The organism is Paracoccus aestuarii, from assembly GCF_028553885.1.
GTDB lineage: Bacteria > Pseudomonadota > Alphaproteobacteria > Rhodobacterales > Rhodobacteraceae > Paracoccus > Paracoccus aestuarii.
Window position 1 is genome coordinate 2,487,278 of the sequence record NZ_CP067169.1, and the last position, 11,407, is coordinate 2,498,684.

The 11,407-nt window shown below is 69.1% G+C and carries 11 protein-coding genes; 4 read left to right on the forward strand and 7 right to left on the reverse strand.

The window, feature by feature from the left end; all coding sequences use genetic code 11:
* Positions 1–53 precede the first annotated feature (53 nt).
* From topA to JHW48_RS12690, 4 genes are all read left to right on the forward strand, one after another.
* Positions 54–2,759: a type I DNA topoisomerase gene (gene topA / locus JHW48_RS12675; RefSeq protein ID WP_119887816.1), complete on the forward strand. Its 2,706-nt coding sequence runs from the start codon at positions 54–56 to the stop codon at positions 2,757–2,759.
* An 84-nt stretch (positions 2,760–2,843) separates the two neighbouring features.
* The gene (locus JHW48_RS12680; RefSeq protein ID WP_119887813.1) at positions 2,844–3,548 is read left to right on the forward strand and encodes a CoA transferase subunit A; all 705 of its coding nucleotides are present in this window, start codon (positions 2,844–2,846) and stop codon (positions 3,546–3,548) included.
* On the forward strand, positions 3,548–4,174 hold the full coding sequence (locus JHW48_RS12685; RefSeq protein WP_119887814.1) for a CoA transferase subunit B: 627 nt from the start codon (positions 3,548–3,550) through the stop codon (positions 4,172–4,174). Before JHW48_RS12680 ends, JHW48_RS12685 begins: the two co-directional genes overlap by 1 nt.
* Before the next feature lie 94 nt (positions 4,175–4,268).
* Positions 4,269–4,829, forward strand: a complete 561-nt coding sequence (locus tag JHW48_RS12690) for a hypothetical protein (protein ID WP_240637982.1) — start codon at positions 4,269–4,271, stop codon at positions 4,827–4,829.
* On the opposite strand, the gene folD is transcribed toward JHW48_RS12690, so the two are convergent.
* The 7 genes from folD to JHW48_RS12725 form a co-directional block, all read right to left on the reverse strand.
* Positions 4,826–5,701, reverse strand: coding sequence for a bifunctional methylenetetrahydrofolate dehydrogenase/methenyltetrahydrofolate cyclohydrolase FolD (gene folD, locus JHW48_RS12695; RefSeq protein ID WP_272835613.1), 876 nt, complete (start codon positions 5,699–5,701; stop codon positions 4,826–4,828). The genes JHW48_RS12690 and folD overlap by 4 nt on opposite strands.
* Complete coding sequence (locus JHW48_RS12700) at positions 5,698–6,000, reverse strand: chorismate mutase (RefSeq protein ID WP_240637884.1); 303 nt, start codon at positions 5,998–6,000, stop codon at positions 5,698–5,700. Before JHW48_RS12700 ends, folD begins: the two co-directional genes overlap by 4 nt.
* Positions 6,001–6,045: 45 nt before the next feature.
* Complete coding sequence (locus tag JHW48_RS12705) at positions 6,046–6,459, reverse strand: MarR family winged helix-turn-helix transcriptional regulator (protein WP_240637883.1); 414 nt, start codon at positions 6,457–6,459, stop codon at positions 6,046–6,048.
* A gap of 255 nt (positions 6,460–6,714) precedes the next feature.
* Entirely contained in the window at positions 6,715–8,607 is a 1,893-nt protein-coding gene (gene ftsH / locus JHW48_RS12710) for an ATP-dependent zinc metalloprotease FtsH (protein ID WP_119886696.1), read from the reverse strand.
* Positions 8,608–8,663: 56 nt separating this feature from the next.
* Positions 8,664–9,890, reverse strand: coding sequence for a tRNA lysidine(34) synthetase TilS (gene tilS, locus JHW48_RS12715; protein ID WP_240637882.1), 1,227 nt, complete (start codon positions 9,888–9,890; stop codon positions 8,664–8,666).
* Positions 9,887–10,792 (reverse strand): tol-pal system YbgF family protein, encoded by a 906-nt coding sequence (locus tag JHW48_RS12720; protein WP_119886695.1) that lies wholly within the window; start codon positions 10,790–10,792, stop codon positions 9,887–9,889. Before JHW48_RS12720 ends, tilS begins: the two co-directional genes overlap by 4 nt.
* Entirely contained in the window at positions 10,792–11,400 is a 609-nt protein-coding gene (locus JHW48_RS12725) for an OmpA family protein (protein WP_119886700.1), read from the reverse strand. Before JHW48_RS12725 ends, JHW48_RS12720 begins: the two co-directional genes overlap by 1 nt.
* Positions 11,401–11,407: the final 7 nt, after the last annotated feature.

The following is an 11,407-nucleotide window of genomic DNA, read 5'->3' on the forward strand; positions in this document are numbered from 1 at the left end:
CTGCCGCGCCCGGAACCCATCTTGCCGCCCCATTGCAGCTGTCCGAGGTCATCATGCCCGTCGTCGTCGTCGAATCCCCGGCCAAGGCCAAGACCATCGAGAAATATCTCGGCGGCGACTATCGCGTGCTGGCCAGTTTCGGCCATGTCCGCGACCTGCCCCCCAAGGATGGCAGCGTCGATACCGACAATGATTTCGACATGAAATGGGAGGTGGCGGCCGACAGCAAGAAGCACCTCAAGGCGATCAAGGACGCGCTGAAGGACGATCCGAACCTGATCCTGGCCACCGACCCCGATCGCGAGGGCGAGGCGATCAGCTGGCACCTGCTGGAGGCCTTGGCCCCCGCCCTGAAGAAGGGCGCGCAGGTCGACCGGGTGACCTTCAACGCCATCACCAAGACCGCCGTGACCGAGGCCATCGCCAAGCCGCGCCGCATCGACCAGCCGCTGGTCGATGCCTATCTGGCGCGCCGGGCGCTGGATTATCTGGTGGGCTTCAATCTCTCGCCGGTCCTGTGGCGCAAGCTGCCGGGCGCGAAATCGGCGGGCCGGGTGCAATCGGTCTGCCTGCGCCTGATCGTCGACCGGGAAATGGAGATCGAGGCCTTCAAGCCCCGCGAATACTGGTCCGTCCATGCCCGCCTGGCCACGCCCGGCGGCGACGAATATGACGCGACCCTGACCCAGCTGGCCGGCAAGAAGCTGGACCGCTTCGATCTGGCCGATGCCGGTCAGGCGGCGATGGCCGTCAGCGCCGTCGCCAGCCGCGATCTGACGGTTTCCAGCGTCGCCGCCAAGCCCGCCAGCCGCAATCCCTGGCCGCCCTTCATGACCTCGACCCTGCAGCAGGAGGCCAGCCGCAAGATGGGCATGGGCGCCAAGGCCTGCATGTCGGCGGCGCAGCGCCTCTATGAGGCCGGGCTGATCACCTATATGCGGACCGACGGCATCGACATGGCCCCCGAAGCGGTGATGTCGGCCCGCGACGCCATCAAGGCCCGCTTCGGCGAAGAATACCTGCCGAAATCGCCGCGCATGTACAAGAACAAGGCCAAGAACGCGCAGGAGGCGCATGAATGCATCCGCCCCACCGACATGATGCTGTCGCCCGACAGGCTGAAGGTCAGCGCGGATGACCAGCGCAAGCTCTATGACCTGATCTGGAAGCGCACCATCGCCAGCCAGATGGAGGCCGCCCGGATGGAGCGGACCACGGTCGAGATCGCCAGCCCCGACGGCCAGGTGGGCCTGCGTGCCACCGGTCAGGTGATGCTGTTCGACGGCTTCCTGCGCGTCTATGACCAAGGCCGCGACGATGACGAGGGCGAGGACAGCGCCCGCCTGCCCGCCATCACCGAGGGCGAGGCCGCGCGCCTGGTCCCCGCAGCCTTCGACGCCGAACTGGCCAAGGCCCATGACAAGGGCGGCGATCCCGCCCCGGCCCCCGCGGGCCAGCGCGGCGCACCCGGCCTGTTGACCGACGAGGCCGCCCGCGTCGCCTCGCGCCAGCATTTCACCCAACCGCCCCCCCGCTATACCGAGGCCACCTTGGTCAAGCGCATGGAGGAGCTGGGGATCGGCCGCCCGTCCACCTATGCCAGCATCGTCACCACGATCCAGGACCGCGATTACGTCCGCAAGGACAAGAACCGCCTGATCCCCGAGGACAAGGGCCGACTGGTCACGATCTTTCTGCTGAAATACTTCCCGCGCTATGTCAGCTATGACTTCACCGCCGATCTGGAGACGGAGCTGGACGAGATCAGCGCCGGGGAACGCGTCTGGCGCGATGTTCTGGGCCGGTTCTGGAAGGATTTTTCAAAGGCGCTGGAGGGCACCTCCGAACTGCGCATCACCGAGGTTCTTGACGCGATCGACGACGCGCTTGCGCCGCATCTCTATCCGCCGCGCGCCGACGGAGGCGATCCGCGGGAATGCCCGCTTTGCGGGGCGGGGCGGCTGAACCTGAAGACCGCGCGTTCGGGCGGGGCCTTCATCGGCTGCACGAACTATCCCGAATGCCGCTATACAAGGCCGCTGTCGGCACCCGATGGCGAGGCGCCGGTGGGCGACCGCGTGCTGGGCGAGGATGCGGGCGACCAGATCAGCCTGAAGACTGGGCGCTTCGGCCCCTATGTCCAGCGCGGCGAGGCGACCGAGGAGGTGCCGAAACCGCCCCGCGCCTCGATCCCCAAGGGCTGGGACGCGGCCAATCTGGATCTGTCGCAGGCGCTGATGCTGCTGGGCCTGCCGCGCCAGATCGGCCTGCACCCCGAGGACGGCCAGCCGATCGAGACCAATATCGGCCGCTACGGCCCCTATGTGAAGCACGGGTCGAAATACGCCAACATCGCCGATGTGGACGAGGTCTTCACCATCGGCATGAACCGCGCCGTCGAGGTGCTGGCCCAGAAGCAGACCCGCGGCCGCACCGCCGCCGCCCCGCTGCGCGAGCTGGGCGAGCATCCCGATGGTGGCCCGATCCAGGTCATGAGCGGCCGCTATGGCCCCTATGTCAAATGGGCCAAGGTCAATGCCACCCTGCCCCGCGACGTGGCGCCCGAGGATCTGACCCAGGACCAGGCGCTGGAGCTGATCGCCGCCAAGGCCGCCAAATCGCCCTCCAAGGCCAAGAAGGCCCCCGCGAAGAAGGCCCCGGCCAAGAAGGCGGCCGCCAAGAAACCGGCGGCGAAAAAGCCCTCCGCCAAGAAGGCCCCGGCCAGGAAGGCCGCTGATACGGATGGGGAGGCCGGTTGATCGGCCCCCGCCCATGCGATTGACACTGTCGGGGCCGCTTGCCACAACTTGGCCCTGACAGACATCCGAGGACGGGGAGGACCGATGAAGAAGGTCTATGACAGCGCGGCCGATGCCCTGGACGGCATCGTGCATGACGGAATGTTCATCGCGGCGGGGGGGTTCGGTCTGTGCGGCATCCCCGAACTGCTGATCGATGCGCTGGTCGAAACAGGGGTCAAGGACCTGACCATCGCCAGCAACAATTGCGGCGTGGACGGGTTCGGCCTGGGCAAGCTGCTGGAGACGCGGCAGATCAAGAAGATGATCAGCTCCTATGTCGGCGAGAATGCCGAATTCATGCGGCAATACCTGTCGGGCGAGCTGGAGCTGGAATTCAACCCCCAAGGCACCCTCGCCGAGCGCATGCGCGCGGGCGGCAGCGGCATCCCCGGCTTCTACACCAAGACCGGCGTGGGCACCGTCATCGCCGAGGGCAAGGAGGTCAAGTCCTTCGACGGCCAGGATTACATCCTGGAACGCGGGATCGTGGCCGACATCTCGATCGTCAAGGCCTGGAAGGCCGATGACACGGGCAACCTGGTCTTCCGCAAGACGGCCCGCAACTTCAACCCGCCCGCCGCCATGTGCGGCAAGATCTGCATCGTCGAGGTCGAGGAGATCGTCGAACGCGGCAGCCTGGACCCCGACCACATCCACCTGCCCGGCATCTATGTCCACCGGATCATCCAAGGCAGCCACGAGAAGCGCATCGAGCAGCGCACCACCCGCAAGAAGGAGACCGCGTGATGCCTTGGGACCGCAATCAGATGGCCGCCCGCGCCGCGCAGGAGCTGGAAGACGGCTGGTACGTGAACCTCGGCATCGGCATCCCAACGCTGGTGGCGAATTACGTGGGCGACAAGGACATCACCCTGCAGTCGGAAAACGGCATGCTGGGCATGGGCCCCTTCCCCTATGAGGGCGAGGAGGATCCCGACCTGATCAACGCGGGCAAGCAGACCATCACCGAACTGTCGCGCACGTCCTATTTCGACAGCGCGACCAGCTTCGGCATGATCCGCGGCGGCAAGATCGCGGCCGCGATCCTGGGCGCGATGGAGGTGGCCGAGAACGGCGACCTGGCCAACTGGATGATCCCCGGCAAGCTGGTCAAGGGCATGGGCGGCGCGATGGACCTGGTCGCGGGCGTGGGCCGCGTGATCGTGGTCATGGACCACACCAACAAGGCCGGCGACAGCAAGGTGCTGCGCGAATGCACCCTGCCTTTGACCGGCAAGGGCGTGGTGGACCGCATCATCACCAATCTGGGTGTCCTGGACGTGGTCGAGGGCGGGTTGCGCATTGTCGAGACCGCCGAGGGCGTGACCGAGGACGAGCTGCGCGCCGCCACCCAAGCGACCATCGTCGCCTGAAGACCGGGCGCGCGGCATCCCGCGCGCCCCATTCACCACCCAAGGCCGCGGGCGCGGCCCTTTCGACAAGGGGGCGCCGCCGATGCAGGCCGAGATGATCCAGACGCTGTTCACCCGCCCCGAGGGCGGTTTCCTCTGCGCCCGGTGGGGGCGGCCCGTCGCGCCGGTGATCTTTGGCCTGGCCGATGACAGCCTGGACATCTTTCGCGCGGCGATCCGGGCGGGCTATGCCCATGCGGGCCATCCGGTGACGGATGCCGACCCCGAAAGCGGCGCGAACCTGATGATCTTTTTTGCGCGGGACTGGGACGACCTCGCGCGGCTGCCCGATCTGGACCGGCTGACGGGAATGCCCGACCTGCCCGCGCGGCTGCGCGCGGACGGGGCCGATCAGTATCGCTTGTTCCGCTTTGACGAGGCCGGGGCGATCCGGGCCTGCCTGATCTTCCTGTCGATGGACGGCCCCCTGGCCGAGGCCCATCCCGCCGCCTTGGCCGAACGCCTGATGATGCAATCCGCCCTGACCTTCGCGACCGAGATCGCGCCCTCGGCCGATCTGGCGGCGCTGATCCGCGCGGCCTATGACCCGGTCCTGCCTGCCGCGGCCACGGATGCCAGCCACGCGCTGCGGCTGGCGGCGCGGATCGCGGCCTAGGGGGTCAGCCCCTCGGGATCGGGCAGGCCGTTGGCGCGCGCCGTCGCGGTCAGCGTATTGGCCAGCAGGCAGGCGATGGTCATCGGCCCCACCCCGCCCGGCACCGGCGTGATCGCCCCCGCCACCGCCATCACGGCGTCGAAATCCACATCCCCCACCAGCCCGTCATCGGTCCGGTTGATGCCCACGTCGATCACCGTGGCGCCGGGCCTGATCCAGTCGCCTTGGACGAAATGCGGGCGGCCCACCGCGGCCACCAGGATGTCGGCCTGACGGCACAGATCCGGCAGGTCGCGGGTCCGCGAATGGGCGATGGTCACCGTCGCGCTGTCGCGCAGCAGCAGCTGGGCCATCGGCTTGCCCACGATATTGCTGCGCCCCAGCACCACCGCGCGGCGCCCCGCCAGCGACCCCAGATGGTCGCGCAGCAGCATCAGGCAGCCCAGGGGGGTGCAGGGGACCATCGCGCTCTGCCCCGTGGCCAGGCGGCCCACGTTCAGGATGTGGAACCCGTCCACGTCCTTGTCGGGGCGGATGGCGTTGATCACCGCGGCCTCGTCCAGACCCTGCGGCAAAGGCAGCTGGACCAGGATGCCGTTCACCGCGGCATCCTCGTTCAGCCGCGCGATCAGGGCCAGCAGCTCGGCCTGGCTGGTGGTCGCGGGCAGGCGATGCTCGAAGGAGGCCATGCCGATCTCGCGCGTCATGCGGCCCTTGGACCGGACATAGACCTGGCTGGCCGGATCCTCGCCCACCAGCACGACCGCCAGGCCCGGCGTGATGCCGCGCGCGGCCATGGCCGCGACCTCGGCTGCCAGGCGGGTGCGGAGCGTGGCGGCAAAGGCCTTGCCGTCGATGATATGGGCGGTCATGGCAGGTCCTTGTTCAAAAGGCGTTCCTCCTGGGCGATGGCGGCCTCGATCAGCATCCGCCACAGCGCGTCATAGAGGTCGGGGTCCAGCCCGCGATCCCGCGCATGGCGACGGATGTTGGCGACGACCTCCTCGACGCGGTCGGGGATGCGGGCGGGCAGGCCGATCCCGGCCTTGATCGCCGCGGCGCGATCGATCAGCGCGTGGCGATCGGCCATCAGGTCCATCAGCTGGGCGTCCAGCGCGTCGATCCGGGCGCGCAGGCGGGGCATGTCTTGGATGTCGTCGAACTGGCTCATGGGCCCGTTCCTTGCACCGCAAGGGGCTGAACCGCAAGTCCCCGATCAGTCGCGGGCCGACCGGCGCAGCGATTCCCGCAGCTTGCGCAGCCGGGACGACAGATCGGCGATCTGGGCCATGGTCAGGCCGGTGGCCCCGGTGGCGCAGGTCTGGACATGGCCGCTCTTGTCCTGCAGGGCGCGGCCCTTCTCGGTCAGGGACACGATGACGCGCCGCTCGTCGCGGCTGTCGCGCTGGCGGGTGACCAGGCTGGCCAGTTCCAGCCGCTTGATCAGCGGGGTCAGGGTGCTGCTGTCCAGCCCCAGCTTGTCGCCGATGCCGCCCACGCTCAGGCTGTCATCGGTCCACAGCGTCATCATGACCAGGAATTGCGGATAGGTCAGCCCGAGCGGATCAAGCAGCGGCTTGTAGATCCGTCCAAAGGCCAGATTCACCCCGTAGACATCGAAGCAGAGCATCGAATCCAAGGCTGAAAACGGGTCTGGTGCCGCACTATCGCTCATATCCACCGTCTAGATGCAGACTGCACAGTTCGCAACTGTTGCGTTTCCTGCAAGTCCCAAATCAATCGCACAATAGTCTTTCCCGCAGCATGACATGGGGATCGCCATGTGACAACGTTTTCAACGCTGCGTCATCTGCAAGATGCTGTGCGGGCCGGCACATGTCCGGACAAAAGGCCCCGATGCAACAACACCGGGGCCCTTGTCGGATCAGGCGGGGGCGGGATCGCCGCCGGGCAGGGGCTTGCCCGCCTTGGGGATCGCGGTGACCGAGGGGATCACGCTGGAGGGCGTGTCGTCATCGCCGCCATCCAGGCTCTCGCCGCGGATGATGCGGCCGATCTCCTCGCCGGTCAGGGTCTCGTATTCCAACAGGCCCTTGGCCAGACGCTCGAACTCGGCCTCCTTCTCGATCAGGATGCGGCGGGCCTCCTGATAGCCGTCCTCGATCAGGTCGCGGACCTCCTGCTCGATCAGCTCCTTGGTCGCGGCCGAGACCGAGAAGCCGCCGGTGCTGCCGTTGTAGCCCTCATGCGCCTCGGCATAGTCCACGGCGCCGACCTTGTCGGACATGCCCCACCGCATCACCATCGCACGGGCCAGGGCGCTGGCCTGCTGGATGTCGCCGGCCGGGCCGTTGCTGACACCCTCCTCGCCGTATTTGATGATCTCGGCGGCCTTGCCGGCCATGGTCATGATGATCTTCTGCTTGGCCTCGTCCTTGTGGAAGTTCAGCCGGTCCATCTCGGGCAGGCTGACGACCATGCCCAAGGCACCACCGCGCGGGATGATCGTCGCCTTGTAGACCGGGTCGCATTTGGGCAGCGACAGGCCGACGATGGCGTGGCCGGCCTCGTGATAGGCGGTCTTTTCCTTCTGCTCCGGCGTCAGGACCAGGCTGCGGCGCTCGACGCCCAGCATCACCTTGTCCTTGGCGCTTTCGAAATCGGCCATGCTGACGAAGCGGCGGCCGATGCGCGCGGCCATCAGCGCGGCCTCGTTCACCAGGTTCATCAGATCGGCGCCCGAGAATCCCGGCGTGCCGCGCGCAATCAGGCGCAGGTCGACATCCGGGCCGACAGGCACCTTGCGGGCATGGACGGAGAGAATCTTTTCGCGCCCCTTGATGTCGGGATTGGGCACGTGGATCTGGCGGTCGAAGCGGCCCGGGCGCAGCAGCGCGGGGTCCAGCACGTCCTTGCGGTTGGTGGCGGCGACGATGATGATGCCTTCATTGGCCTCGAAGCCGTCCATTTCCACCAGCAGCTGGTTCAGCGTCTGCTCGCGTTCGTCATTGCCGCCGCCGATGCCCACGCCGCGGGCACGGCCCACCGCGTCGATCTCGTCGATGAACAGGATGCAGGGGGCGGATTTCTTGGCCTGCTCGAACATGTCGCGGACGCGCGATGCGCCGACGCCCACGAACATCTCGACGAAGTCCGAGCCCGAGATGGTGAAGAAGGGCACGCCCGCCTCGCCCGCGATGGCGCGGGCCAGCAGCGTCTTGCCGGTGCCCGGAGGGCCGACCAGCAGCGCGCCCTTGGGGATCTTGCCGCCCAAGCGGCTGAACTTCTGCGGGTTGCGCAGGAATTCGACGATCTCCTCCAGCTCCTCCTTGGCCTCGTCGATGCCGGCCACGTCGTCGAAGGTCACCCGGCCGTGCTTTTCGGTCAGCAGCTTGGCGCGCGACTTGCCAAAGCCCATCGCGCCGCCCTTGCCGCCGCCCTGCATGCGGTTCATGAAGAAGATCCACACCCCGATCAGCAGGATGAAGGGCAGCCAGACGCCCAGCAGCGACATGAAGCCGCTGCTCTGCTGGCGGACGACGCGCACGTCGACGCCCTGCTGGATCAGGCGGTCGGCGATATCCTCGCCCATCGGGCGGATGGTGGCGTATTGCTGCCCGTCCGCGCCGGTGATCGTCACGTCCTCGCCGTCGATCGTGACGGCGGTGACCTGATTGTTCTGCACGCGCTGAATGAATTCGGAATAGCTGATCTGGCGCCCGTTATTCGCCCCCGATCCGTCGCTGAACAGATTGAACAGCGCCAGGATCATCAGGAAAAGAACCACCCAGAAGGCGAAGTTGCGTGCATTGCCCAAATCGGGTCCTCCGGCCGGAAAGTGTCAGGGTGAAAATAGGGATTATCGCGGCAGGTTCAATGCGCCTTCACCAGGCTGCGGAAATCTGCCGCGCCCCGCAGGGGGGCAAGGCGGATGCCCGCCACGGGTCGCAGCAGCGGCGCCCCCACCAGATCGGCGCCGCGCCAAATGCCGGGGCTGGCCGCGGCCTCGTCGCGCAGCAGGCCCGAATCGCGCCATGGCAGCTGGCCCAGGGGCGCGGTGCCCAAGGCGGCGACATGCTGGTCGGGGGCCAGCCCGTCCACCTGCCAGCGGCGGTCCCAGACCGGGGCGCGGGTGGGCCCGGTCCTGAGCGCGGCCTGCGCCTCGCGCGTGATGCGCAGCCCGCCGCCGGTGGGCGACAGCATCGCGCCGTCCAAGGTCACCCGCCCCTGGGCCAGCATCGCGCCGAGGGCATGCATCATCGCCGCCCGCCGCGGCGGGTAATCGGCCCCCGTCACCCACCGCACGGCGGCGACCAGGATGCGGCGGCGGATCTCGGGCGGGGCCTCGCGCAGGGCGGCGGCGGGCAGGGTCAGGCTGCCGCGATCGACCTGCGCGCCATCGGCCACCAGCGCGGCATAGCTGGCCAGCGCGTCGCGCGCCTCGGCGATGTGGCGGGCGGACCGGGCCAGCCCGCCCACGTCCAGCCCAAGCGCCGCGATGGCCTGACGCGCGCGCACCCGGTCGTAATCGGCATTGTCATTGCTGGGATCGTCGATCCAGCCGATGCCCCGCGCGCCCAGCCAGGACCGCAGTTCCGCCCGGCCGCAGCCCAGCAGGGGCCGCAGCCAGCGCATGTCGAAGGCGTCGCGCCAATCCGTCATCGCCGACAGCCCGTCCACCCCCGAGCCGCGCCCGAGCCGCATGACCAGCGTCTCGGCCAGGTCGTCGGCGGTATGGCCGATGGCCACGGCGGGCAGGTCGTTGCGCCGCGCCCAGCCCGACAGCAGCCGCAGCCGCGCGTCGCGGGCCTGGGCCATCAGATTGCCCACCGGCGTGTCGCGCCGCCACAGCAGGACCGCATGGGACAGGCCCAGATCGCGGGCGGCGCGGGCCACGGCCTCGGCCTCGGCGGCGCTGTCCTCGCGCAGCCCGTGATCGACGGTGGCGACCATCAGCCGCCGCCCCTGCGCCCATTCGGCGGCCACATGCATCATCGCCACGGAATCGCCGCCGCCCGACACCGCCAGCCCAAGCGCGGGCATGTCGCCCGCCAGCCGGTCCAGCGCGGCCCGGATGCGCGCCGCGGGGTCGGTCGTCACGGATGTTCGGCCAGGTCGGCCGCCGCCTCGGGGTCCAGCAGGGGGTCCAGCAGGGGGTCCAGCGCCCCCAGATCCGCCGTCCCGCAGCCAAGCCGCAGGATGTCGCCCTCGGCCTCGGCGGCCTCGGGGCTGCCGGGGAAACGCGCCGGGATCTCGGCCAGATAGAGACAGGCGGCGGTGGCGTCGCCCTGCCCCTCGATCACGCGGGCGATGCCCAGCAGGCTGGGGGCGGCGCGCGCGCCGTCGGGATCGGCGGCGAAGCCCTCCAGCCAGGCGGCGGCAGCGGCGCGCGGATCGCCCGCCATGTCCAGCGCCCGGCCGCGCAGGAACAGCGCCTCGGCGGTCAGGGGGCCGCCGGCATGGGTCTCGGCCACCTCGGCGAACATCTGGGCGGCGCGGGCGTGATCGCCGCTGTCCATCACCGCGCGGGCGGCGTCGAAATCGGCCTGTTCGGCCGCGGTCGAGGCGGGCGCCCCGTCCGAGGCCACGGCCGGCGCCGATGGCGCCAGTTCGGGCCGCAGCCCCGAGGGCGCCGTGGGCACGGTCAGCGCCGACAGATCGCAGCCCGGCTGCAATTCGCACAAGCGGAATTCCAGATCGGCCAGGCGGCGTTCATTGTCGCCGATGACGCGGTTGATGCGGTTCTGCAGCTGTTCGGCCTGGTTGGTCAGGCGCATCAGCTGCGCCTCCATCGCGTTCATGCGGTCGATGGCGCCCGCGCCGCCCACCGCCTGGAACCCGGCGGAGCCCGAGGCGACCAGTTCCGCCCGCAGCGATTGCAGCTGGCTGCGGATCTGGCTGACCTCGCCGCGCATATCCGCCAAGGTGGCGTCGTCCTGGGCCAGCGCCGCCCCCGGCAGGGCCAGCGCCAAGGCCAGCGACAGCGACCGCGCCAGCCGCATCACAGACCGGCCCCGGCCTGAGCAATTGGGGCCTGTGCGATCGGGGCCTGCGCCATCGGCACCTGGGCCACCGGGGATTGGGAGGGCGCGGCCTCGGTCACCACGGTGACAGTGCGGCGGTTCTGGGCATAGCAGCTTTCGTCCGAGCAGGTCGCCGCAGGGCGTTCCTTGCCAAAGGACAGGGTGCGGATGCGGTTCGGCGCGACGCCGTTGGCGACCAGGTATTCCTGGACCGCGCTGGCGCGGCGCGCGCCGAGCCCGAGGTTGAATTCTCGGGTGCCCGTCTCCTCGGCATGGCCTTGGACGACGGCGGTGAAGCCCGGATGCCGGGTCAGCCATGCCGCCTGCCGCGCCAGGACCGCCCGGGCCTCCGGGGTCAGGGTGGTCTGGTCGGCGGGAAACAGCACCGTGTCGCCCACGGTGGTCTGGAAATACTGGGCTGTCGCCTCGGCGGTCAGGGTGCCGCCGGCCAGATCGCCCTGGAACACCGCGCCGCCGCCGACGCTGGCATAGGGGTCGACGACCGGCGGGGCCGGGGGCGCGGGCTGGGCACAGGCGGCCAGCCCCAGCAGGGCGGCCAGCAGGACGGGCTTTGTCGCGGCGTTCATCATCATC